Source organism: Bradyrhizobium sp. LA6.1, from assembly GCF_040547805.1.
Classification (GTDB): Bacteria; Pseudomonadota; Alphaproteobacteria; order Rhizobiales; family Xanthobacteraceae; genus Bradyrhizobium; species Bradyrhizobium barranii.
In genome coordinates, this window is the sequence record NZ_JBEPQK010000006.1 from 341,510 (window position 1) to 365,479 (window position 23,970).

A 23,970-nucleotide genomic window follows, 5' to 3' on the forward strand; every position below is an offset into this window, starting at 1 on the left:
GTTTGATCACCCGGAGTGAGATGATGGGTTTCGCTGCGCTCTACCCATCTTACGGTCTGCTTACTCTACCTCACTTGCCGCGGTGCCTCTGAAACACCGCCCTGAGCTCAGCCAGTTGCTTACTCGTTGCGCCCAGCTCTGCGTCGGCTCGATCTGTGAGCAAGTCGACGTAGGCAATCGGCTGATCGAACTGGCTCGCTGTGAAGTCGTACCGCCGTCCTTCGATCCGATTGTAGAAATGATCGCCCGCCGGCAGAGGCGTCTTCAGCAGCTCGCCGCCGAAGAGTTCGTGAACGAGCAGCGCCGTGACGTTGCACTGCCCTGCCGCCGGATTGTTCGGCGTCCATTGGCTGGAAGTCGACAGCGACCATGCCTTGCGCAGCACGCTTTGAACCTCATCGGGATCGAAGCTCATCGTCACCTCGCGGAATCGGCACCGAAGCTGCAATTTCGGATTATACGATTCTAGCCTTTTGCCACTGTTTTGCCCGACGTGTCAAACGGGTTCGTTGCTGGGTTGAGCCCCAACTCCATCCACCCGTCATTGCGGGCGTAGCGACTTGTCCGCCGAAGCCTCGGCGAAGGCGGAAGCAATCCAGAGTCCATCCGCGGTGACAGTCTGGATTGCTTCTTCCCAAAGGCTCTTCGCAATGACGATGCGGGAACGGACGCGCGGCAAATGACGATGTCATTCCAGATGCCGCGATCAGGCAAAATCGCCGCGTTGGCCCCGGTCGCGCGACGATTGCCCCTTCCTGCTGATTTGCCCCAACGGTCCAGATGGTTGGCAGCATTCACAGGGCAACCTGCCCTCATCGCGCTTCTACTGTGCATGGGGTTGTTTTTCATATTTTTGTTTGGACGGCCGCTGGCTGCAAAAGAAAAAGCCCGGCCTCGCGAACGAGGCCGGGCTCTGTCGTCTTGCGACGTTTCGAAAGATCAGCCGCGGGTGCGCGAGCGGATCATGAAGCTGTCGTAGGTGTATTCGGCGACCTGCCACCACAGATATTCGTCGGAGCGGTAGGCCTGCATGGCGTCGATCGACTTCTTGAAGTCGGGGTTCTTGGCCGAGATCTCGCCCCACAGCTCGTTGGTCGACTTGAGGCAGGCCTCGAGCACTTCGTTGGTGAAGGGACGAAGCTGGGTGCCGCCGGCGACCAGACGCTTCAGCGCCGCCGGGTTCTGCATGTCGTAGCGCGCGGCCATCCAGCTGTTGGCGTTGGCCATCGCGTTGGTGAGGATCGCCTGGTAGTTCTTCGGCAGCGAATTCCACTTGTCCAAATTGGTGAAGGCGTGGACGGTCGGACCGCCTTCCCAGAAGCCGGGATAGTAGTAGTACTTGGCGACCTTGGCGAAGCCGAGCTTCTCGTCATCGTAGGGGCCGACCCACTCGGCGGCGTCGATGGTGCCCTTCTCCAGTGCCGGATAGATGTCGCCGCCGGCGAGCTGCTGCGGCACGACGCCGACCTTCTGGAGCACCTGGCCGGCGATGCCGCCGATGCGCATCTTGAGGCCGGAGAGGTCCGCAACGGTCTTGATCTCCTTGCGGAACCAACCGCCCATCTGGGTGCCGGTGTTGCCGCAGGGCTGACCGATCACGTTCGACTTCTTGAAGAACTCGTTGCCGAGTTGCTCGCCGCCGCCCTGGTACCACCAGGAGTTCTGCTGGCGCGCGTTGAGGCCGAACGGCACCGAGGCGTAGATCGCCCAGGTCGGGTCCTTGCCGACATAGTAGTAGGAGACGGTGTGGCACATCTCGACCGTGCCGTTCGAGGTCGCGTCGAGCGCCTGGAGGCCGGGGACGATTTCGCCGGCGGCGAACACCTGGATCTGGAATTTGTTGTCGGTCATCTCGGCGACGTACTTCGCCAGCTGCTCGCCACCGCCATAGATGGTGTCGAGCGACTTCGGGAAGCTCGACGTCAGGCGCCACTTGATCTCGGGCATGGACTGCGCGATCGCCGGCGAGGCCACCGCGGCGGTCGCCGCCGCGCCTGCTGCCGACACTTTCAGGAAATCACGACGCTTCATCTTCAGGTCTCTCCTTGTTGGGGCGTTTCCCCTAAACTTCCTCGTTGTCGCCGCTCGTTCCGGCGACGCGTTTTTGTCGCGTCGAACCGAAGGGGCTTGACTGCCGTGGCCTTTAACACGGAAGCCCCGCTTTCGGAACGCGACAATGGCATGACGGGGCTCTACGAAAGTCGCATGTCCCCAAAAGACCGGCTCAGGCCGCGGCGATAACGCCTTTGAGCTGGTCCCGGACCTGCCCCGCAATGGCGCGATAGATCGCCGCATGAGGGCCGTCCGGCTCGCTGTCGACCACGGGATTACCGGCATCCGAGGTGGCGCGAATCGCCATGTGCAGGGGGATCTCGCCCAGGAACGGTACCCCGAGCTTCTCGGCCTCGTGGCGCGCGCCGCCATGGCCGAAAATATCCGATTTCGTGCCGCAATGCGGGCACTGGAAGTAGCTCATGTTCTCGACGATGCCGAGAACGGGCACGTTGACCTTCCTGAACATCGCAAGCCCCCGCCTTGCATCGATCAGGGACAGGTCCTGCGGGGTCGAGACGATCACGGCGCCCTTGAGCGGCACGTTCTGCGCCAGCGTGAGCTGGGCATCGCCGGTGCCCGGCGGCATGTCGACCACGAGCACGTCGAGGCTCCCCCATGCGACGTCGCGCAGCATCTGCGTCACCGCCGACATCACCATCGGACCTCGCCAGATCATCGCGGTCTCTTCCTCCACCAGGAAGCCGATCGACATGATGGCGAGGCCGAAACGCTTGAGCGGAATCATCTTGCGCTCGCCGTCCAGCGCCGGCTTCTCGTGGAGGCCCGTCAGCCGCGGCACCGAGGGGCCGTAGATGTCGGCATCGAGCAGCCCGACCTTGAGGCCGAGGTCGCGCAGGCCCAGCGCCAGGTTGAGCGCGGTGGTCGACTTGCCGACGCCGCCCTTGCCCGAGGCAACAGCGATCACGGCAGCGACACCCGGAATCTCGGACTGGCGAGCCATCGGCGATTGGGCGCCGCCCTGCGGCGGTGGCTTGTGGGCGTGGACCGGCTGCACGCCCGGCGTGCCGCGGCTCGGCGTTGGCGGCGGAGGCGGTGCGGCACCCGGCTTGCGCTCGGCGGTCAGCGCCACCATCACGGTGGTGACGCCGGGAATGGCGCGCACCGCGGCCTCGGCCTCGGCCCGGACGGATTCCCAGGCCCGCGCCTCGGCGGCATCGACGTTGATCGAGAAGAACACCTTGCCGTCGGCCGCGCTGATCGCGCTCAGCACATTGGCATTGGTGAGCGCGACCCCGCGGGGCGACTTGATCCTGGCGAGGCTGTCGAGAACCTGTTGCTGCGTCACGCTCAAAGCGCATCTCCTGAACAGAGCATGATCCGGAAAAGTGTGGAGCGGCTTTCCGATCAGATCACGCTCAAGGCTTGAGGATGCCCCATTAGAGCGGAAACGGCCAAAAGGCTACTGCTTGCCGATATCGTCTGCCATCTCCGCGGGGGCAGCCCCCTGCTCCGCAGCGGCCTCGTAATTGAGCTCGATCATGACCCCGTTGGGGTCGTGGACGAAGATCTGCCAGAGGTCGCCGCCGGGCACCTGGCGGGAGTCGAATTTCATGCCCTTGGAGGCCAATCGCTGCTTCATGCCGTCGAAACCGCGGCTGACGAAGGCGACATGGTGGACAACGCCGGAATCCGGCTTTTGTGGCTCCGAGGTCGGGGAAATATCGACGAGGTGCACCACCGCCTTGCCCTCGCTGTACATCCAGGCCCCCGGGAAGGCGAAATCGGGCCGGGCGCCTTTTTCCAGGCCCAGCACGTCCTGATAGAAGCGGACCGTCTCGGCCAGATTCCGGGTCCGGATGTTGAAATGATCGAGGACACCAACGCTCACGCCGCCCATGCTTTCGCTCCCTTTTTTATGTAGGACCTTAATTTATGTAAGACCTTAAGTCCCGCCATCCTAGCACAGGCGGCTGCCAAACGAAGCCGTTGCCCTCTGGCCTCAAGGGTTTATGGTGCGCTCCTAATCCGCCCTCATAGCGGAACCAGGCGCCCCCTCGCCCGGCAAAAACCGTAAAACCCAAACTACGGACAAGGTACCACACATGGCTAAAGTCGCTTTCCTCGGTCTCGGCGTGATGGGCTTCCCCATGGCCGGACACCTCGTGAAAAAAGGGGGCCATGAGGTCACCGTCTACAACCGCACCGCGGCCAAGGCGAAGGAATGGGCGGACAAGTTCGGCGGCAAGACCGCGGCGACCCCGAAGGCCGCGGCCGAGGGCCAGGATTTCGTGATGTGCTGCGTCGGCAACGACAATGATCTGCGCGCGGTCACGATCGGCCCCGACGGCGCGTTTGCCGGCATGAAGAAGGGCGCGACCTTCGTCGATCACACCACCGCCTCCGCCGAGGTCGCACGCGAGCTCGACGCTGCCGCCACCAAGGCCGGCTTCAAATTCATCGACGCTCCCGTCTCGGGCGGCCAGGCCGGCGCCGAGAACGGCGTGCTGACGGTGATGTGCGGCGGCGCCGAGGGCGCCTATGCCGGCGCCGAGCCAATCATCACAGGCGCCTATGCGCGGATGTGCAAGCTGCTCGGGCCCGCCGGCTCCGGCCAGCTGACCAAGATGGTCAACCAGATCTGCATCGCGGGCCTGGTCCAGGGCCTCTCCGAGGGTATCCACTTCGCCAAGAAGAGTGGCCTCGACGTCGCCGCCGTGATCGAGACCATCTCCAAGGGCGCAGCGCAGTCCTGGCAGATGGAGAACCGCTACAAGACCATGAACGAGGACAAGTATGATTTCGGCTTCGCGGTCGAATGGATGCGCAAGGACCTCTCGATCTCGCTGGCCGAAGCCCGCCGCAACGGCGCCAATCTGCCGGTGACCGCGCTGGTCGACCAGTTCTACGCCGAGGTCGAGAAGATGGGCGGCAAGCGCTGGGATACGTCGAGCCTGCTCGCGCGCCTGAACCGCTGACACCTGTCGAACTGATCCCGCCTTGCTGATCGCGATCGCCGTCATCTTCGTTCTGGCCTATGCGGCGATCGCGCTCGAACACCCACTCCGGATCAGCAAGAGTGCCACGGCGCTGATCGGCGCCGGGCTGCTCTGGGCGATCTACGCGGCCACGATCGGCGACCACGCCATGGTCGGCCGGCAGATCGACGAATCCGTCGTTTCCACCGCGCAGATCGTGTTCTTCCTGATCGGCGCGATGACCATCGTCGAGGTGATCGACGCCCACGACGGTTTCGAGGTCATCACCTCCCGCATCAGCACGACGAGCCAGGTCCGCCTGATGTGGCTGATCGGCTTCGTGACCTTCTTCCTCAGCGCGATCCTGGACAATCTGACCACCACCATCGTGATGGTCTCGCTGATCCAGCGCCTGATCGCGAGGCGCGACGACCGCCTGCTGTTCGCCTCCCTGATCGTCATCGCCGCCAATGCCGGCGGCGCCTGGACCGTGATCGGCGACGTCACCACGACCATGCTGTGGATCGGCGGGCAGATCACGCCGCTGAAGATCATGGGCTCGGTGTTCCTGCCCTCGCTGGTCAATCTGCTCGTGCCGCTCGCCTTCATCAGCCTTCTGGTGAAGGGCAAGACCATCGCGCCGCCACCCAAGGACGACGGAGTTCAGCTCGTCGGGTCGTTCGAGCGCAACCTGATGTTCTATCTCGGGCTCGGCGTATTGATCGCCGTGCCCGCCTTCAAGGCGGTCACGCATCTGCCGCCCTTCATGGGCGTGCTGCTCGGGCTCGGCATCGTCTGGCTGGTCGGCGAGGTCGTTCACCGCGACAAGGACGAGCATGTTCGCCGTCCGCTGACGCTCGCGCATGCGCTGACGCGGATCGACATGAGCTCGATCGTGTTCTTCCTCGGCATTCTGCTGGCGGTCGCCTGCCTCGAACATGCGGGCCTCCTGTCGATGCTGGCGCGCTGGCTGGAGGCGACGATTGGCCGCCAGGACGTCATCGTCGTCGTGCTCGGCCTGCTCAGCGCCGTCATCGACAACGTGCCGCTGGTGGCGGCGACCATGGGCATGTACGACCTCGGCCACTACCCGACCGACAGCTTCCTCTGGGAGTTCATCGCCTATTGCGCCGGCACCGGGGGCTCGATCCTGATCATCGGCTCGGCCGCAGGCGTCGCCGCCATGGGGCTCGAGCGGATCGAGTTCCTCTGGTACGCCCGCCGCATCGCCATCCCCGCGCTCGCGGGCTATCTGGCGGGCGCGGTGGTCTACGTCGCCCAGCATGCGGCACTGCACTGACCGGCACTGCGCGCGTTCAAAATTAACGCCGGGTTAACGTAATTCTTTAGCTCCTTAAGTCACCTCTTAAGGATTTCTTGCCAGAGATAGACAATGCAGAAGGCCCGCCTTTGCGCAGGCAGGAATGTTGTTGTTCGATGAGTAAACCCGCTGAAAAGCCAGAGGTCGTACAGCTTCCGGCCGAGCCGGTGAGCGCGCCATCGGCGAGCAGCCGACGGGCTGCGTCGCAGCGGGTACGCGAGGCGCGCGACAAGTTAACGTCGACCAGCGGAACCCGGCCGGCTTTCGACGCCGAGATGCTGCGCCAATATGCCCAGACGCGGCTGTCGGCCTCCTATGTCGTGATGCTGCTGGTGGTCGCCACCGGCGTGCTGTTCGGGCTGTGGATGCAGCCGATCCCGGCCGCGGCCTGGACTGCCGGCATGCTCTGCATCCACGCCGCGATGATCCGCAGCTGCCACCGTTTCCTGGCTGAAGCCTCCTCGCCCGCGGCGACGCGCACATGGCGCACGCACTTCGTCGTGCTCGACCTGCTCTATGGCCTGTGCTGGATGGCGATCCTGATCCATCCCGTGCTCGACATGGTCACGGAAACGCTGATGATGTTCCTGATGCTGCTGGTGATCGCAGTGTCGAGCATGCTGGCCGCCAATCTGCCGATCGCCGCCCTTGCCGCCACGGCGCCGGTCGCGGTCGCGATGGCGCTGAGCTTTGCAATCACCGGCGCGCTCGACAATTACATCCTGGCGGCGCTCGCGCTCGCAGCCGAAGGCTATTTCGTGCTGCTGGCGCATCGCCTGCACTCCTCGACCTTCGCCACGCTCGAGGCACGCGCCGAGAAGGACGCGCTGATCGGCGAGCTCGAACAGGCCAAGGCGATCTCGGACGAAGCGCGCCACCGTGCCGAATCCGCCAACGTCGCAAAATCGCGCTTCCTCGCGCAGATGAGTCACGAGCTGCGCACGCCGCTGAACGCGATCCTCGGCTTCTCCGAGGTGATGAAGAGTGAAATTTTTGGTGCGCACGCGGTGCCGGTCTACAAGGAATATTCCGCCGACATCCATAATTCCGGCGTGCACCTGCTCAACCTCATCAACGAGATCCTCGATCTGTCGCGGATCGAGGCTGGCCGCTACGAGCTCAACGAGGAAGCGGTGTCGCTGGTCGGCATCGTCGCCGACTGCCATCATTTGATGAAGCTGCGCGCCTCGAGCCGCGGCATCACCATCCACGAGGTGTTCGAGCAGGCCATGCCGCGGCTCTGGGCCGACGAGCGGGCGATCCGCCAGGTCGTGCTCAACCTGCTCTCCAACTCGATCAAGTTCACCCCGCAAGGCGGCGAGATCTGGCTCAAGGCCGGCTGGACCGCTTCGGGCGGGCAATATCTCTCGGTGAAGGATTCCGGCTCCGGCATCCCCGAGGACGAGATCCCGATCGTGCTCGCCTCGTTCGGCCAGGGCTCCAACTCGATCAAGTCGGCGGAACAGGGCGCAGGGCTCGGCCTGCCCATCGCCAAGAACCTGATCGACCTGCATGGCGGCACATTCACGCTGAAATCGAAGCTGCGCATCGGCACCGAAGTGATCGTCACCTTCCCGCCGGAGCGCGTGATGAGTGCGCTGGCGCCGATGTCGGACGATTCTCCGCCGCTCCAGCCGGACAGTTCCGCGGTGCCCGACGAGAAGCGCCGGCCGCGCCACAAGCCGATCATGAGCGCAGGTACGGGCTCTTAACGAGATGCTTGCAGACATGCCCGACGATCCCCCACTATGGCCACATGAGCAAAGAAACGCCGTGCGTCGCCGTCTGCATGATCGATCCCAAGACCAGGCTGTGCTTCGGCTGCGGCCGGACCTTGCCGGAGATCGCGCGCTGGCACGCCATGGAGAGCACGGAACGGCTCGCGGTGATGGCGCTGTTGCCGGCACGCATGGCGGACGCGGGTTTGCAGCCGATCGCGGGATCGCCGAAACGCGCCTGACCGCCCTGCGTCGCCTCGGAGGCGCGCAATGATCCGCTTCCTGCTCGTTCTCGTCATGCTCGCCGGCACGGCCGGTGCCGTCGTCGCCTATGGCGATCCCGACCGGATCGCGCGCGCGAGCAACAAGGTCTCGCACATGTTTCGCGCGCAGATCGCCTCCCCGGCCCCGGCCGTGCAGATCCAGCGCGGCCAGGGCGGCGAATTCGCGCTACGTGCGAAGATCAACGGCGTCGCCGCACCGATGGTGATCGATACCGGTGCGACCTCCGTGGTCCTGACCTGGGAAACCGCGAAAGCGATCGGACTGCCGCTCGAGATGCTCGAATACGACGTCGATCTCGAAACCGCGGGTGGCCACACCAAGGCAGCCCGCCTTACGCTCGACCGTCTCTCCGTCGGCCACCTCGTCGAAAAGTCGGTGCCGGCCCTCGTCGTGCCGCGCGGGCAGATGAAGACCAATCTGCTCGGCATGAGCTTCCTCGACCGCCTGGAGAGCTGGGGTGTGCGCGCCGACAAGCTGATGCTCACAGGCTACCCGGAATTGCCCGATCGCCGCGCGCTCCGATAATTCGCTTCGCTGCGCGCCTCATGCGCACGATCAAGGCCCAATCAGCCGGGACTGCCTGAGCCGCACAACGCGATCGGCGCTTGTCAAATCGCTCCTTGGCCGCTCTGGCGCCAGTCAAACTGACGGAGCCGCTCCATTCAGGCAGCCCCGCTTGATCCAGTCCGCGAGGCCACCTTTGCGCCAGCGCGCTGCGCAACATCGGCGCGCCTGCCGGCCAACCGCCTAACCCCGAGCCCCGCGAACAATCCATCGATGTGGCATTTCCTCTATTTACAAACCGTCTAGTCGGTTTATAACGACCCCATTCCCGGATCGGGGTTGACAAGGCTGCTCCGTGAGGTGCGGCCAAGTGGGAGATTGAGAATCATGACTGCCAGAGCCGCCTTACGCCGCACGATGCGCGCCCTGCCCTTTGCCGCGGTGTTCGCCGCGAGCAGCGCCTGCGCTGCCGACCTGTCGCCGCGCTACGCCGCGCCCTCCTCGGCCTACACGGCACCGCAGCCGGTGTATTCGTGGACGGGTCTCTATGCGGGCTTCAACGCCGGCTACGCAGAGAGCGGCGACGACGCGTTCAATAATCTCGTCGGCATCAGCGGCGGCAAGGTCAAGGGCGCCGTCGGCGGCGTGCAGATTGGCTACAACTACCAGCTCTCGCCGATGTTCGTGGTCGGCATCGAGAATGACTTCGAGGGCGGCGACATCAAGAACCACGACGCGCTCAACAGCGCCGCGGTGAGCATCCCCTGGTACATGACCGGCCGCGCCCGCGCCGGCATCGCGACGATGGATTCACGGCTGCTGTTCTTCGGGACCGCGGGTCTTGCCACCGGCGAGTTGAAGGACGGGCCGATCAACAAGATGAAGATGGGCTGGACCGCGGGCGGCGGCGTCGAATGGGCGTTCCTGCCGAAATGGTCGGCCAAGGCCGAATATCTCTACACCGAATTCAAGCACGACGATCTGCCGGACTGGAACGCCGCCAAATTCCACACCTTCCGCGTCGGCGTGAACTATCATTTCGATCTGCTCCGCTGAGGCGGATCGACGAGGAGCCGGATTTTCACGATCCGGCTCTTCACCCGTTTGGGCTAGGCCGCGGCCTCCGCCGGCGCGCGCGCACCGACACGCGCGATCGCATCGCGCAGCACGTCCACACCGGCGCCCGGCTTCACCCCTTGCTCGGCAAGATGGCGGCGGAAGGCGCGCGCGCCGGGCACGGCGTGGAACGCCCCGACGAAATGCCGCGTGATCGCATGCAGCCGCGTGCCCCGCGCGAGCTGCTGCTCGATATAGGGCATCATCGCTTCGAGCGCGTCCTGCATCGTCGCATGCGGCGCCGCTTCGCCGAAGATGTCTTGATCGACGGAGAGCAGCCGCCATGGCTCCTGATAGGCGGCGCGGCCAAGCATCACGCCGTCGACGTGCTCGAGATGCGCTTTCGCCTCGTCGATGCCGGGGATGCCGCCGTTGATGATGATGGGCACATCAGGCATCGCGCGCTTGAGGCGATAGACGCGGTCATAGTCGAGCGGCGGGATGTCGCGGTTCTCCTTCGGCGACAGACCGTTGAGCCAGGCCTTGCGGGCATGCACGATCAGCGCGTCGCAGCCGGACGCGACCACTCCGCGCGCAAGCGTATCGAGCGCGACCTCCGGATCCTGATCGTCGATGCCGATGCGGCATTTGACGGTGACGGGAATGGAAACCGCGCCCTTCATCGCGTCGACACATCGCGCCACAAGCTCCGGCTCCGCCATGAGGCAGGCTCCAAAGCGGCCATCCTTCACACGATCCGACGGGCAGCCGACATTGAGGTTGATCTCGTCATAGCCGAACTCTTCGCCGATCCGCGCGGCCTGTGCGAGCTCGCGCGGATCCGACCCGCCAAGCTGAAGCGCCACCGGATGCTCGACCGCGTCGAACCCCAGCAGCCGCTCCCGGTCGCCATGAATGATGGCGCCGGTCGTCAACATCTCCGTATAGAGCAGCGCCCGCCGCGTCAGATGGCGATGGAACACCCGACAGCGGCTATCGGTCCAGTCCATCATGGGCGCCACAGAAAAGCGATAGTCTTGATATTTCAACAGTTTATCTTACTCTTCAATGGGATGAACCGCGAACGTGTGCACTCCAAACTAGACGAAATTGCACACGTTTGTACCCGTTTTGACCTCTCAGTGCACACATGGTGCACACGAAAGTCGGAGTGCACACGCGTGGCGACCTTCACACAAATGGCATCCGGAAACTGGCGCGTCCAGGTCCGCCGCAAGACCCGCTATGTGGCCGAGACATTCCGACGACGCAAGGACGGCGAAGAATGGGCGCTCGAGATGGAGCGCAACATCGACCGCAACGGATCGTCCAAGCCACGCGCAGCGCGGGACGTCCGCACGTTTGGCGATCTGATCGACCTGCACGATGAAGACATGCACGAAGTTGGAAAGCCCCCTCGCCGGTCAAAAGCAGCTGTGATGGCGTCGCTCAAGACTGCGCTCGGCAGCGTGAAGCTTTCCGCGCTCAATCGAGAACGGCTGATCGAGTTCGGAAGGAAGCGCGCCAAGGAAGGCGCTGGCCCCGCAACGTTGGCCATCGATTTGTCTTTCATTCGGACGATCATAACGCATGCGGCTGCGGTGCACGGCATCGAAATTTCAGCCGAGGAAGCCCGCCTCGCACGCGTCGCATTGAGCCACCTCAATTTGGTTGGAAAGGGCAAAGAGCGTGACCGACGGCCCACACAAGACGAACTCGACGAGCTAATCGAATACTTTGAGACGAACCCTCGGTAATTCATACCGATGGGACGGATCGTTAGGTACGCCGTCGCAACCACATTGCGCCAGGAAGAGATTTGCAAACCCGAGTGGCCACTGGTTGATATGAAGAAACGACTGGTGGTCATTCAAGACAGAAAGGATCCGAGGAATAAGGACGGAAATGACCAGAAGGTACCCCTGCTCAATCTAACGGGCTATGACGCGTGGGAGGTCGTGCTTCAGCAGCGGATTGTGACTCGAGGCTATGGACGCATCTTTCCCCATAACCACAGATCTGTAAGTGCAGCATTCACCCGGGCATGCGATGAACTCAAGATCGAAGACCTGCACTTCCACGATTTGCGTCACGAGGGGACGAGCCGTCTATTTGAGGCAGGACTTCCAATCGAAAAGGTAGCGTTGGTCACCGGCCACAAAGATTGGCGACAGCTTCAGCGCTATACCAATCTGAAGGTCGAAGATCTTCTTAAGCTCCAATACGCGCAGCAGCCGTCGATGGAAGAGTTCATAGAGACGTTAGCTGCCTCCTAGAGGTCCGCAATGTGCGAGATGGTCGCGAACATCCATCTGTAGGAGCGGACTCAGCCCGCTGCTCTCTGTCGAGAGTCCCGAAGCGTTCATAAAAGAATCGGAAGATCCGAATACCTCCGAGTGGACTGATAAGCTTTGCGACCAAAGCTTATCAGTCAACTAACCGAGCCCCACTCTTTGGGCCTTTACTCTCAATCGATGTCACCTTTGGCACTGGCACCGGACATTGCGCGCGGCCGTGATCGCGACGCTTATTTTCGATTCCGCGACGCCGTCGCCTCCAAATGTCTCGCGACGATCATTTCGCACATTGCCACTGCTCACCCATCTGTCGAATCTCAATCGCGCGATCGTCGCGGGCCGTGGTAGCGCCGAACTCTATCAGGCGCTGCGCCAGCGCGGCTTCACCCGAATTGGACTGCCCTCCATCTTCTTGCGTAAGCCGGCCTTTTCCGTCGGCCTCATCACCGTGCAAGACATGTTCAGTGAGTTCGAGATGGCGCTGTCCCAGATCGCACCATCTCTCGGCACGACCGCTGCAATCGCGGTGCTGATCAAGTCGAACGAGGCGGGCTTCGCGCTCAAGGTCCGCAAGAAGCTCGAACAGCTCGGCTTTCGAATCGAGGCCGGGGTCAGATGCCGTCAGGGCTTCGTCATGTCCGCCTATCGGCAGGATTCTGCCCAGATGAAACGGGCGGCCTGAAACGCGGAGCTGCGGCTGATTCCGTCTATATGAGTTTCCTACGCGGCGACGCCGCAGGCGCTCTCGCTTTCCTACATCCAGCACGTCATCCTGCCGCAGCAGGCACGTTGCGGCGAATGATCGCGATGTATTGGGAGCTTCATGACGTCGCCCTACTACCTCGCCATGGCCGCCTTGTTGGGCCTGGTGACAACGTCCTCCTCCCTGATCGGCGCCGCGATCGGACTTCACGCTCCCTTTTCAAAACGTCCCCAGGCGCAGCACCTCACTCTGTGTTGCCAGCCCTGGAAACGACGCCAGCACCCCCTCAATCGCATTGCAGTGCGAGCAGACGAAGAAGCGGCCCGGCTGCTCGGGATCCTCAAATCCGGGCCTCAACAGGAACAGGCGATCTCCAGTCATGTCCGTTCTCCCGAAGTCGTCGTAAACTTCAATGGCCGAACAGCCGGTAGCTCCGATCCGCATCGCGCAAGTGCCGGCTCTCATTGGTCCAGCCTACTGCACGCCGATAGCTGCCGAGCACTGCGGCTTCCTTCAACGCGGCGACGTCGACCTGTTGCGGCGCGTCGGCGAATGGCGAGACGAACAGCGCGTCCTCGGGGCAGTAGAGCTCGCACAGGAAGCAGGTCTGGCAATCGCTCTGGCGCGCGATCCTTGGAATGTCGTCGGTCTTGTCGAAGACATTGGTGGGGCACACGTTGACGCAGATGTCGCACGCCGTGCAGCGCTCGACATCGATGACCTCGATCATTCCGCGGCCTCCGCGTACTGAGAGGAACGCAGCGGGCGCGCCGAGGTCCAGACGTCGTCGAGCCCTCCGGTCGTCACGTAGTGGCGATAGCGGTCGTCCTGCTCGGGATAGTCGTCGCGGCGATGCATTCCCCGGCTCTCCTGACGCGCCAGCGCGCTCCGATACATCCAGCGCGCCGTTGCGAGCATGGCCGTGGCCTCACGTGCGCGAAGCAGATCCTGCTCGTCTGACGCGCCGGCATTCGATGCCTCAGACCAGAAGCCGTCCAGACGCCATAACGCCTCGCTGAGGCGCCCGGCTTCGCGGAAATAGTTCAGCTCGTACGGAAACACCTCGTCCTGAACGTTCCGGGCGAGCTTGTCAGCCTGAAGCGGTCGCCCACTGCCGGAGCGAAGCGCAACGCTGCCGCGCCGAAATGCCTGACGCCCGCTTGTGGTGCCCAGTTGATGCGCGAATTCGGCGGCACCCTGACCGGCCCAATACCCCGACGACATCGCCCAGGCCGCATTGTGGCTACCGCCCCCGGTGAAACCACCGCAGATCAGCTCGCGGGTTGCCGCGTCGCCCGCAGCGTAGAGACCTGGAACGGTAGTCGCGCAGCTGTCGTCAACGATCCGCAGGACCCCCGTGCCGCGGACGGTCCCCTCGAGGCGAAGCGTGATCGGAAAGCGCTGCGTGAACGGATCGAGGCCGGTCCGGTCGAACGGCAGGAAGAAGTTCGGCTGAGATACCCTCATATGCCGCTGGGTCTCGGCGTCGGCCTCGTCGAGCCGGGCGTACACCGGGCCCTTGCGCAACGCACGAGCAATAATCGAACGGCCGCCCTTGGATGACGCCCCTGGGATCACACTGCCTTCCTCGTCGGTGAAGCTCGACCAGCTGTAGAACAGGGTCTTGGTCACGGAGCCGAATGCCGGCGAGATAGCGTAGGCGTTGGAGAACTCCATGCTGGTGAATTCCGCGCCGGCCTCGGCCGCCAGGAGATAGCCATCGCCGGTCAGAACGTTCGAGCCCAACGTCTTGCTAAGGAAGGCGCATCCGCCGGTGGCGATCACCACAGCCTTCGCATTGAGCACCCAACGGTCGCCTTTCTGCCGTCGCAGGCCTGCGGCGCCGGCCACCACGCCGTTCTCATCCACCAAGAGCTCGAGCGCCGGCGAGTGATCCAGAATGGTGACGCCGGCTTGCTTCGTTCGCTTGCGCATCAGCCGCATGTATTCCGGACCCTGGAGCGAATTCCGCTGCGGCTTGCCGTCGTCATCCGAAGGATAAGGATAGCCCCAATCGGCGAGCTGGTTGCTCTGGGCGTAGGTCCGGTCCAGCACGCGCGCCATCCAGCGACGGTCCTGGAGGTGGCCACCGAGTTTCTCACGGCTGGCCATCGCGGCCTCGCGGCGCTCCGGAGCGGGGTCGACGTACCAGACACCGGTGCCGGCCGCCGCGGTCGCGCCTGAGGTGCCGCAAAACCCCTTGTCCGCCAGCACGACGCGCGCACCACGCTCGGCGGCGCTTATTGCGGCCCATGTGCCCGCGGGACCGCCACCGAGCACCAGCACATCCGCATCGAACACGACGGATCCTGCCGAACTCGATAGCTTCTCGGCACGGCCAGGTGGGTTTGTCATCGCTCGTCTCCGGATTGAATCTGTTCAGAACGCGGGTAACTGACCCGGCAGCTTGTCCTTGATGGTCTGGCGGACCGTATCGTTCTGATAGGCACGCACCAGCTTCGCGACCCAGGGAGCATCCTTGTCCTTCTCGCGAACGGCGATGAAGTTGTTGTAGGGATTGTTGACCGAGGATTCGATTGCGATGGAATCCTTGCCGGGAATGAGGCCGGCGGGGACGGCGTAATTGGTGTTGATGACCGCAGCATCGACGTCGTCCAGGCTGCGCGGCAGTTGGGCGGCGTCGAGTTCACGGATCCTGAGCTTCTTTGGATTCGCGGTCACATCGAGCGCGGTCGGCAGGATCCCCACGCCGTCCTTGAGCTCGATCAGCTTTTCGGCCTGAAGCAGCCGCAGGGCCCGGCCACCGTTCGACGGATCGTTGGGGATGCCGATCGACGCCCCCTCCTTGATCTCGGCAACCGACTTCGCCTTGCGGGAATAGAGCCCGATCGGTGCGACGATCGTCTCGCCGACGGCGACGATCTTGTATCCCCTGGTCTTGATCTGGTTGTCCAGGAACGGCTTGTGCTGGAAGGCATTCGCATCGAGATCGCCGACATCCAGCGCGGCATTGGGCACCAGATAATCGTTGAAGACGACGACCTGCACATCGAGGCCGTCCTTGGCCGCGATCTCCTTCACCTTCGCCCAGATGATTTCGGCATCGCCACCCGATATCCCGACCTTGATCTTCTGATCCGCGGAGGCCGGCGCGGTGAATAGTGCAAAGGCGGCCATCACGAGCAACAAGCGACGTCTCATGGTCTACGATCTCCTTATCGAGCGATTATCTGTTCCGACGTCTAGCCGACGCGGGCAACCAGGACGTCCGCCGTGGCATCCGCGAACTCAGACGACATGTCGTTGAAGAGAGCAAGTTCCTGAACCGTCGCAGCACGCGGACGATGGTTCGAACCCTTGGAGCCTTGAAGGAAGAAACGATCCAGAGCCTGCACAAACCCCGGCGAGCCTGCAATCTCCGATGCGTGCCTCTCACTTCCCGCCACGAAGGCAAAGCTCATCTGATTGACGTCGACGACATAGATCATGGTGCAGCTTCCCAACGGACGGCGCTCTCCTAGCTGCTGAACCCCGCCGGGATGAAGGCCGGGATCTTCTCTTCGATGAACTGCTTCACTTCCGGCGAGTTGAACACCTGGATAAATGCCTTCAGGCGCGGATCGTCCTTCTTGTCGGGCCGGGCCGTGAAGCGCAGCACGAGCCCGTCATCAACGGTGCGGTCGATGATGAGCGCAGATTTGGGATCCCCGCCGGCCGGAATGAGGTAGGTGATGTTGACGAGCGCCAACGTTACGTCGTCGAGCGACCGATAGGTTTGGGCGGGGTCGAGCTCGACGATCTTGAGGTTCTTTGGACTCTCGATGATGTCGAACTTGCTGACCGAGAAGCCCTTACCGGGCGCCAGCTTGATCAGCCCGGCCCGCTCGAGCAGGATTAGCCCGCGTGCGCCGTTGAGCGGCTCGTTCGGAATGGCGACGCTGTCGCCGGACTTGATGTCGTCGAGCTTCTTGATCTTCTTCGAGAACAGGCCGACCGGCGCAATGACGCCGACCTTGTCGACCTGCACAAGGTTGAAGCCGCGTTGCCTATTCTGAAGCGCGAGATAGGTTGCATGCTGGAACAGATTGGCGTCGACATCGCCGCTGTTCACGACCTCGTTCAATGCCACCCAGTCCGACAGCTCGACGATCTTGACGTCTTGCCCTTTCTCCTTGGCGAGCTTGGCGGCAAAGGACGCCAATTGCCCAACCGGGCCGGCGCTGGTCGCGATCTTCAGCGGCTCGCCGGCGAAGGCGGCCGCCGTGAGAGCAAGCCAGAGACCTGCGGCCTGGGCGGTGCGACGAAGAATTTTCATGATCTCAAGTCCCATTACGATTCAGATGATGTGCCTTACGCAGCCTTGCGCGCCCCAACGTCGGCCTGTGCGAGCGCCTGACCGAGATCCGCCAAGATGTCGTCGGGATGCTCGATCCCCACCGACAGGCGTACGTAGCCGGGCGTGACCCCGGCGGCGAGCTGCTCGGCTGCGGTCAGTTGCTGATGCGTCGTCGATGCAGGATGAATGGCTAACGACCTGGCATCGCCGATATTGGCGACGTGATAGAACAGCTTGAGCGCGTCGACGAAGCGACGGCCGGCCTCGACGCCCCCTTTCAGCTCGAAGCCGACCAGCCCGCCATAGCCGCCCTTCAGATAGGCGTCCGCCCTGCGCCGGTTCTCTCCGTTTTGCAGACCGGGGAAGATCACGTTCGAGACCGAGGCGTGTTTGGCGAGGAAGTTCGCGACCTTCACCGCATTCTCGTTGTGCTGGCGGATGCGCAGCGGCAGGGTTTCGAGGCCCTGGATGAACTGGAAGGCATTTTGCGGCGCGATCGATGCGCCGAGGTCGCGCAGCAGCTTGACGCGGGCTCGCAAGATGTAGGCGATCGGGCCAAGCGGCTTCGCGGCCTCAGTCCAGATCGCGCCGTGGTAGGCCTCGTCGGGCTTGTTCAGAAGCGGAAAGCGATCGGCATGCGCGGCCCAGTCGAAGTTGCCGCCGTCGACGATGGCGCCACCGATCGCGGTGCCGTGGCCTCCGATATACTTCGTGGTCGAATAGACCACCACCGCAGCGCCATGCTCAAACGGGCGTGCGATCAGCGGCGACGCCGTGTTGTCGAGGATCAGCGGCACGCCAAGCGAGCGGCCAATGTCCGCGACCTCCTTGATCGGGAATACGTGCAGCTTGGGATTCGGAAGCGTCTCGCCGAAATAGGCGCGCGTCTTGGCGTCGGTCGCACGACGGAAGTTTTCGGGATCGGCGGGATCGACAAAGCGCACTTCGATGCCGAACTGCTTCAGGGTCTGCGATAGCAGCGTCCAGGTGCCGCCGTAGAGATCGGTCGAGGACACGATATTGTCGCCGGCCTGGGCAATGTTGAAGATCGCGAAGGCGGAAGCCGTCTGTCCAGAGGCAACTGCGAGGGCGGCCGCCCCGCCCTCGAGTGCAGCAAGCCGATCCTCAAAGGCCTGCTGGGTAGGATTGCCGATACGGGTGTAGATCGGTCCGAGCTGCTCGAGTGCGAACAGGCGCGAGGCGTGATCGGCGTTCTCGAACTGGAACGACGTGGTCTGATAGATCGGAACCGCGACCGCGCCGGTGGCGGGGTCGGAGCGGTAGGATCCGCCATGCAACGCCAGCGTCTCGAAGTTCCGGGTCTCCAAGGTCATCTGCAATTCCCTTTCGATCTCGAGAGCGCGCCATGCGCGGCAAGCCGTGCTTGTCGACGAAAATGATGCGGTCGGATTCTGCTGCTGTCGAGCGTGTCTGAAAAATAGCGATGCGCGTGCTGCGTCATTGCAGCTTCGCAACGCGTTTGTTCCCGGTCCTTCGCTGAATTGGAAACAAACTCGCTGGCGCAAAATGTTAAAAATGCTCACGCGAAGAGATGTTCTTTGCGATTGACGATTGGGCCCGACCATGACGAGACCGCGCGAGCTGCGCTTTAACGCTTTCAACATGACTGCGCCCAGCCACAATTGGGCGGGCCTGTGGTCTCATCCGCGCGATGCGTCCATCGACTACAACACGCTCGATTATTGGGTCGACTACGCCAGGACCGCGGAACGCGGACTGCTCGATGGCATCTTCCTGGCAGATGTGTTCGGCGTTTACGACGTCTATGGCGGCACGGCCGATACCGCCGCCCTGCATGCCGTGCAGCTTCCGAACGCGGATCCGACGCTGCTCGTATCCGCCATGGCGCTCGTCACCAGCCATCTCGGCTTCGGCATCACATCGAACCTTACCTTCGAGCATCCCTATCAACTCGCACGTACGTTTTCGACGCTCGACCATCTCACCAAGGGCAGGATCGGTTGGAACATCGTCACGGGCTATCTCGACAGCGGCGCGCGTGGGATGGGCCTTCCGGCTGGCCGCGCCCATGACGAGCGCTATGACGCGGCCGAGGACTTTCTGACCGCGGCTTACAAGCTATGGGAGGGAAGCTGGGAGGACGATGCGGTTCGCCGCGACCGCGGCAGCCGCGTCTTCACGGATCCCGCTAAGCTCCACCGGGTTCTGCATGATGGTCCCTACTTCAAGGTTGACGGCATCCATCTCGCCGAGCCCTCGCCGCAGCGAACGCCGTTGCTGTATCAGGCCGGCACCTCGAAGCGCGGCCGCGCCTTCGCCGCCCGGCACTCGGAAGCGATCTTTCTCAACGGTCAGACCAAGCCAATCCTCGCACGCGCTGTCCGCGAGATTCGAGAAGCGGCCAAGACCTATGGCCGCGATCCCTACGACATCCGCCTGTTTGCCGGCGCGACCGTGATCGTGGCGCCGACGCGGTCCGAGGCGAATGATCTGCTCGAGGACTACGCACGGCATGTCGATCAAACCGGCCAGCTCGCCTTGTTGTCGGGCTGGACCGGCATCGACTTCTCGACCTACCGGCCCGACCAACCGATCGAATATGTCGAGAGCAACGCCATCCAGTCGATGGTCGAGAATTTCACGGTGCGGAGCGACCGGCCGGTCAATGTCGGCGACCTCGCCAGATTGAGCCGCGCCGGCGCCCGCTCGCCCTTCGTGGTCGGCTCGCCGCAGGACGTCGCCGACGAGCTGATCGCCTGGGCTGACGAGACCGACGTCGACGGGTTCAACCTGTTCCGCCTGGTCGCGCCGGAGTCGCTGAACGCCTTCGTCGACCTCGTGGTGCCGGAGCTGCAATCGCGCGGCGTCTACAAGACCGCCTATCGCGACGGCACGCTACGCGAAAAGCTGTTCCCGGGACGCGGCCCGCGGTTGCACACGACACATCCCGGCGCGAGCTTCCGGCCCGCGCCTTCGACGACTGCGCTCCAATCCGACGCCGCCGAATAGCAAGGACGGAGCTCACGCCTGCGTCCGATGCTCGCGGAACGCGGCTGCCAGCGCCCCCAAGGCGGCCCGTGACCGCCGATCGGTCAAGGACGAATGAAGCACGACCTCGGACGGCGGCAGCTTGGGAAGCCCAAGCTTCTCGCCGATGTCGATCGTGCCACTCGGCGCGATCCGATACGACAGCGGCGCGATGGCGAGCCCCGCCACGACGGCGGCGTGAACCGCCGAAGAGCCGCCTCCCAGGAACACCTCGATCCATTTGATGCCGACCGCATCCAGCGCCTGCGTGGCTACGTTGCGCACGCCGCAGGTCGGAGCCAGCGCAGCCAGACGTAAGGGCTCCCCCGGCCTCTGCTCGAACCCCTGCGCCGCAAACCAGCCGAAGCGCTCACGCGTCAGCGTCTCGCCATCACGACGATCGTCCTCGCGCTGGACGATGGCCGCATCGAGCCGTCCCTGGTCGAACAGGTCGAGGAGGTTGCGCGAATTGTCGAGCTGGACCTCGATGGTCAAGTTCGGATCGTGCGCGTGGAGACGTGACAGCAGGGCTGGGACTTCCGGCCCGGCGACATGCGCAGCGATACCGAGTCCGAAGTGACGCGGAGACGCATTGAGCCCCGCGATCGCGCGTTCGTGAGCAACGATCAGCTCCCGCGCGCCCTGCAGAAAGGCCGTCCCTTGCGCAGACAGCCGGACCGATCGCGGCGTCCGCTCGAGCAACCGATGCCCGATGCGATCCTCGAGCCGCTTCAGCTTGACGCTGATCGCGCCTTGCGTCGTCCCCAAAGCCTTGGCGGCACGCGTGAAGCTGTGAAGGTCGGCCACCATCACAAAGGCTCTGACGGCATCGACATCGAGCGAGAGCATTCCATCATCCGGCTTTGTTGTCTCTGAAATCTATATCGATCGGATTTTGTTGTGGTCAAGGGCCCCCTATGTTCGCTCAGCCTGACGCGGGCCTAAGCGCACGGGACGCCAATCCCTCCCGGAGCGAGCGATCGCGCATGCGTGCTGGCAATCGACACCATGATTGGAGGTCACGGCCTTGACGGTCTTATCATCACGACGAAACACGATCGCCCTGGCTGCAGCGTGCCTCGCGTCCCTCATGTTCGGCCTGGAGATATCCAGCGTACCGACGATCCTGCCGACGCTCGAGACGGTGCTGCACGCCAGCTTCCAGCAGCTGCAGTGGATCATGAATGCCTACACCATCGCGGTCACGACGGTGCTGATGGCAACCGGCACGCTGGCAGATCGCTATGGCAGAAAGCTTGTATTCGTGGTCAGCATCGCCGTGTTCGGTCTCGCCTCCCTGATCTGCGGTCTGGCGGAAGACGCGCTCCTCCTCATCGTCAGCCGCTTCTTCCAGGGCATGAGCGGTGGTGCAATGCTGATCTGTCAGGTCGCGGTTCTCTCCCATCAATTCCGGGAAGGCCCCGAGCGCGCACGCGCCTTCGCCGCCTGGGGGATCATCTTCGGCATCGGTCTTGGTTTCGGACCGATCATCGGCGCGACGATCGTCGCGGTCTCCGGCTGGCAATGGGTGTTCCTGATCCACGCATTCATCGCAATCGTCACGATCGCGCTCGCCGTGACCGGCGTGCGGGAGTCGCGCGATCCTGAGGCAAAGCACCTCGACATCGCAGGCATTGCGACGCTCTCGACGTCGGTGTTCTGCGTCGCCTTCTATATCACGGAAGGCCCCGACTTCGGCTTCACTGGCCCAACCGGCCTTACGGTCGCCGCGACGGCCGTTCTGAGCTTCATCGCCTTCGTGTTGGCGGAGTTGCATAGCGCCCGCCCGATGTTCGACTTCTCCGTGTTCCGGATACGCGCCTTTTCGGGCGCGCTGCTCGGATCGGCCGGCATGAATTTCAGCTTCTGGCCCTTCATGATCTACCTACCGATCTTCTTTCGCAGCGCCCTCGGTTACGACAACGTCGCAGCTGGCCTTGCGCTTCTCACTTACACGCTTCCGGCGCTTGTGATTCCGCCGCTCGGCGAACGGATATTGCTGAGGTTCGGCGGCGGCATCGCCATTCCGGTCGGCCTGTTCGTCATCGGACTTGGCTTCATGCTGATGTGGGCCGGTAGCGGCGTTGAGCATGTTACCTGGTTGACACTGGCGCCAGGATGTCTGCTTGCGGGCGCTGGCCTTGCCCTCACCAACACACCGGTGACCAACGTCACGACGGGAGCAGTGTCGAGCACGCGAGCCGGCATGGCATCGGGCATCGACATGAGCGCCCGCATGATCGCGCTCGCCATCAACATCGCCTTGATGGGCTCCATCCTGATCGCCGGCATTTCCTCCCGGCTGAGCAGCGCGCTTCCCGGTGCGCTCGATGCCAGCCATCTGCAACACCTTGCGGAGCGGATCGCCGGCGGCACCGCAGGCATCTCCGATTTCCCCGAGCTGAGCCTCCTGCCGGCAGCGGAAACTGCCGTGCAAGATGCGCTGATCCACGGCTTCAGGCTGATGATGCTCTATGGCGGACTGTCCGTCTGGATCATGGCGCTGGTAAGCTTCGCGATTTCCGGCGAGAGCTACGCCGCACGGAAGCGCTCCGCGCAGAACAGCGATGAGCCAAGCTGTGTTCCCCGCTCATCGCCCTCGCCCTGCTCGGATGCGTCCAGGCAGTGCGCCACGACAGCATCCTTTCCGCGCCGATAACTCCATTCTCAATTCCGAACGCACGAGAGAATGTTCGTTCCCTTCTGCGCCCGACTGCGAAATTGCCACGCGGACCCGTTTGCCGTCAAAGTGAGCCGTCCAATCTCCCCAAACAGAGGTCGAGACGGCAAGGCAGTTTCGTTGAACAGGATACCCGAAATGCATCATTTCACGTTCCGCCTGCGAGCCCTTGCCGTGGTTGCGCTCGGCTTCCTGGCCGTGGCGTCCGTTCAGCCCGCGAGGTCCGATGAGATCCGCATCGGCTATCAAAAGTCCTCGACACTAACGGCGATCCTGAAGACGAACGGGGAGCTGGAGAAGGCGCTGGCTCCGCTCGGCATCACCATCTCCTGGCACGAATTCACCAGCGGCCTGCCGCTGCTGGAAGCCATCAACATCGGCAGCATCGACTTCGGCGCCGACGTCGCCGACACCGTGCCGATCTTCGCGCAAGCCGCGGGCGCCAAGCTCGCCTATATCGCGGAGGAAGCAGCCTCGCCGGCTGCGCAGGCGATCGTCGTTCCACAGTCTTCAACTATCAAGACCATTGCTGAGCTCAAGGGCAAGAAGATCGCCGTCACCAAGGGCGCCGGCAGCCACTATCTGCTGCTTGCGGCGCTGGCGAAATCCGGGCTCAACTTCAAGGACATCACGCCCGCTTATCTGACACCCGCCGACGGCCGCGCTGCGTTCGTTAGCAACAACGTCGATGCCTGGGTGGCCTGGGATCCGTTCCTGACCAGCGCCTTGCACCAAACCAAGGGCCGAATCTTGTCCGACGGCAGCAATGGCCTTGCAAGCTACAAGCGATACTATCTCGCCTCGGCCGCTTATGCGGACAAGCATGCCGAAGTCCTCGACGTGATCTTCGCCAAGCTCTCGGTGACCGGCAAATGGGTGAAGGCGCAGCCGAAAGACGCGGCCACGTTGCTGGCGGGCCTCTGGGGGATTGACGCGGCGACCGTCGAAGAGGCCAACAGCCACCGTTCCTATCAGGTTGGCGCGGTGACCGGCCCGGGCCTGTCCGAGCAGCAGCGCATTGCGGATGCATTCCACGCCGAGGGCCTGATCCCCGTGAAGATCGATACCACGGCGATCAAGATCTGGGCGCCGAAGGGGTCCTGACTTCC

The 23,970-nt window shown here is 63.3% G+C and carries 24 protein-coding genes and 1 pseudogene; 12 read left to right on the top strand and 13 right to left on the bottom strand.

Features of this window, described 5'->3' with window-relative positions:
- Positions 1-70: 70 nt before the first annotated feature.
- The 4 genes from ABIB99_RS18475 to ABIB99_RS18490 all read right to left on the bottom strand — a co-directional run bounded on the left by ABIB99_RS18475 (position 71) and on the right by ABIB99_RS18490 (position 3,913).
- Positions 71-415: a YunG family protein gene (locus ABIB99_RS18475; RefSeq protein WP_354176945.1), complete on the bottom strand. Its 345-nt coding sequence runs from the start codon at positions 413-415 to the stop codon at positions 71-73.
- Positions 416-939: 524 nt separating this feature from the next.
- Positions 940-2,031: a TRAP transporter substrate-binding protein gene (locus tag ABIB99_RS18480; protein ID WP_014496209.1), complete on the bottom strand. Its 1,092-nt coding sequence runs from the start codon at positions 2,029-2,031 to the stop codon at positions 940-942.
- 193 nt (positions 2,032-2,224) lie between these two features.
- Positions 2,225-3,367, bottom strand: a complete 1,143-nt coding sequence (locus ABIB99_RS18485; RefSeq protein ID WP_166094096.1) for an Mrp/NBP35 family ATP-binding protein — start codon at positions 3,365-3,367, stop codon at positions 2,225-2,227.
- A gap of 108 nt (positions 3,368-3,475) precedes the next feature.
- Complete coding sequence (locus ABIB99_RS18490) at positions 3,476-3,913, bottom strand: VOC family protein (RefSeq protein ID WP_354176947.1); 438 nt, start codon at positions 3,911-3,913, stop codon at positions 3,476-3,478.
- A gap of 205 nt (positions 3,914-4,118) precedes the next feature.
- On the opposite strand from ABIB99_RS18490, the gene ABIB99_RS18495 reads away from it, so the two are divergent.
- The 6 genes from ABIB99_RS18495 (at position 4,119) to ABIB99_RS18520 (ending at position 9,875) form a co-directional block, all read left to right on the top strand.
- Positions 4,119-4,991: an NAD(P)-dependent oxidoreductase gene (locus tag ABIB99_RS18495; RefSeq protein WP_354117347.1), complete on the top strand. Its 873-nt coding sequence runs from the start codon at positions 4,119-4,121 to the stop codon at positions 4,989-4,991.
- Between the two features lie 22 nt (positions 4,992-5,013).
- A complete protein-coding gene (nhaD, locus tag ABIB99_RS18500) occupies positions 5,014-6,291 on the top strand; it encodes a sodium:proton antiporter NhaD (protein ID WP_071915184.1) in 1,278 nt (425 codons plus the stop codon).
- A gap of 137 nt (positions 6,292-6,428) precedes the next feature.
- A complete protein-coding gene (locus ABIB99_RS18505; RefSeq protein ID WP_166352131.1) occupies positions 6,429-8,024 on the top strand; it encodes a sensor histidine kinase in 1,596 nt (531 codons plus the stop codon).
- Between the two features lie 44 nt (positions 8,025-8,068).
- Positions 8,069-8,272 carry a DUF1289 domain-containing protein gene (locus ABIB99_RS18510; protein ID WP_028146760.1) on the top strand — a complete coding sequence of 68 codons (204 nt, stop codon included), beginning with the start codon at positions 8,069-8,071 and terminating at the stop codon, positions 8,270-8,272.
- Positions 8,273-8,300: 28 nt separating this feature from the next.
- Positions 8,301-8,840, top strand: a complete 540-nt coding sequence (locus ABIB99_RS18515; protein ID WP_063984038.1) for a TIGR02281 family clan AA aspartic protease — start codon at positions 8,301-8,303, stop codon at positions 8,838-8,840.
- 366 nt (positions 8,841-9,206) lie between these two features.
- Entirely contained in the window at positions 9,207-9,875 is a 669-nt protein-coding gene (locus ABIB99_RS18520; protein ID WP_038943855.1) for an outer membrane protein, read from the top strand.
- Between the two features lie 53 nt (positions 9,876-9,928).
- Here the strand turns inward: ABIB99_RS18520 and dusA are convergent, their stop codons facing one another.
- Positions 9,929-10,924, bottom strand: coding sequence for a tRNA dihydrouridine(20/20a) synthase DusA (gene dusA / locus ABIB99_RS18525; RefSeq protein WP_354176949.1), 996 nt, complete (start codon positions 10,922-10,924; stop codon positions 9,929-9,931).
- A gap of 132 nt (positions 10,925-11,056) precedes the next feature.
- Here dusA and ABIB99_RS18530 point away from each other — a divergent pair, with 132 nt between their 5' ends.
- From ABIB99_RS18530 to ABIB99_RS18540, 3 genes are all read left to right on the top strand, one after another.
- On the top strand, positions 11,057-11,632 hold the full coding sequence (locus ABIB99_RS18530; protein ID WP_354176950.1) for a hypothetical protein: 576 nt from the start codon (positions 11,057-11,059) through the stop codon (positions 11,630-11,632).
- Between the two features lie 9 nt (positions 11,633-11,641).
- Entirely contained in the window at positions 11,642-12,151 is a 510-nt protein-coding gene (locus tag ABIB99_RS18535; protein WP_354176952.1) for a site-specific integrase, read from the top strand.
- 310 nt (positions 12,152-12,461) lie between these two features.
- Positions 12,462-12,854 carry a hypothetical protein gene (locus tag ABIB99_RS18540; RefSeq protein ID WP_354176953.1) on the top strand — a complete coding sequence of 131 codons (393 nt, stop codon included), beginning with the start codon at positions 12,462-12,464 and terminating at the stop codon, positions 12,852-12,854.
- Between the two features lie 252 nt (positions 12,855-13,106).
- Here ABIB99_RS18540 and ABIB99_RS18545 read toward each other — a convergent pair.
- The 7 genes and pseudogenes from ABIB99_RS18545 to ABIB99_RS18575 all read right to left on the bottom strand — a co-directional run.
- A pseudogene (locus tag ABIB99_RS18545) lies at positions 13,107-13,256 on the bottom strand (DUF3088 family protein); the annotation flags it as partial.
- Between the two features lie 28 nt (positions 13,257-13,284).
- Positions 13,285-13,605 carry a 4Fe-4S dicluster domain-containing protein gene (locus ABIB99_RS18550; RefSeq protein ID WP_071915201.1) on the bottom strand — a complete coding sequence of 107 codons (321 nt, stop codon included), beginning with the start codon at positions 13,603-13,605 and terminating at the stop codon, positions 13,285-13,287.
- A complete protein-coding gene (locus tag ABIB99_RS18555; RefSeq protein WP_354176954.1) occupies positions 13,602-15,230 on the bottom strand; it encodes an FAD-dependent oxidoreductase in 1,629 nt (542 codons plus the stop codon). Before ABIB99_RS18555 ends, ABIB99_RS18550 begins: the two co-directional genes overlap by 4 nt.
- Positions 15,231-15,254: 24 nt before the next feature.
- Positions 15,255-16,037: a MetQ/NlpA family ABC transporter substrate-binding protein gene (locus tag ABIB99_RS18560; protein ID WP_354176955.1), complete on the bottom strand. Its 783-nt coding sequence runs from the start codon at positions 16,035-16,037 to the stop codon at positions 15,255-15,257.
- A gap of 41 nt (positions 16,038-16,078) precedes the next feature.
- The gene (locus ABIB99_RS18565; protein WP_259257967.1) at positions 16,079-16,324 is read right to left on the bottom strand and encodes a hypothetical protein; all 246 of its coding nucleotides are present in this window, start codon (positions 16,322-16,324) and stop codon (positions 16,079-16,081) included.
- Positions 16,325-16,353: 29 nt separating this feature from the next.
- Entirely contained in the window at positions 16,354-17,151 is a 798-nt protein-coding gene (locus ABIB99_RS18570) for a MetQ/NlpA family ABC transporter substrate-binding protein (protein ID WP_354176957.1), read from the bottom strand.
- 35 nt (positions 17,152-17,186) lie between these two features.
- Positions 17,187-18,506 carry an O-acetylhomoserine aminocarboxypropyltransferase/cysteine synthase family protein gene (locus ABIB99_RS18575; RefSeq protein ID WP_354176959.1) on the bottom strand — a complete coding sequence of 440 codons (1,320 nt, stop codon included), beginning with the start codon at positions 18,504-18,506 and terminating at the stop codon, positions 17,187-17,189.
- Between the two features lie 250 nt (positions 18,507-18,756).
- Between ABIB99_RS18575 and ABIB99_RS18580 the strand changes: the two genes are divergently transcribed.
- The gene (locus ABIB99_RS18580) at positions 18,757-20,163 is read left to right on the top strand and encodes an LLM class flavin-dependent oxidoreductase (protein WP_354176961.1); all 1,407 of its coding nucleotides are present in this window, start codon (positions 18,757-18,759) and stop codon (positions 20,161-20,163) included.
- A 12-nt stretch (positions 20,164-20,175) separates the two neighbouring features.
- Here ABIB99_RS18580 and ABIB99_RS18585 read toward each other — a convergent pair whose 3' ends face one another.
- Positions 20,176-21,030, bottom strand: a complete 855-nt coding sequence (locus ABIB99_RS18585; RefSeq protein ID WP_354176963.1) for a LysR family transcriptional regulator — start codon at positions 21,028-21,030, stop codon at positions 20,176-20,178.
- Positions 21,031-21,208: 178 nt separating this feature from the next.
- Between ABIB99_RS18585 and ABIB99_RS18590 the strand changes: the two genes are divergently transcribed.
- Together ABIB99_RS18590 and ABIB99_RS18595 are read left to right on the top strand one after the other, a co-directional pair.
- Positions 21,209-22,840, top strand: a complete 1,632-nt coding sequence (locus tag ABIB99_RS18590) for an MFS transporter (protein ID WP_354176964.1) — start codon at positions 21,209-21,211, stop codon at positions 22,838-22,840.
- Between the two features lie 159 nt (positions 22,841-22,999).
- Positions 23,000-23,965, top strand: a complete 966-nt coding sequence (locus ABIB99_RS18595) for an aliphatic sulfonate ABC transporter substrate-binding protein (RefSeq protein WP_354176965.1) — start codon at positions 23,000-23,002, stop codon at positions 23,963-23,965.
- The last annotated feature ends 5 nt before the right edge of the window (positions 23,966-23,970 follow it).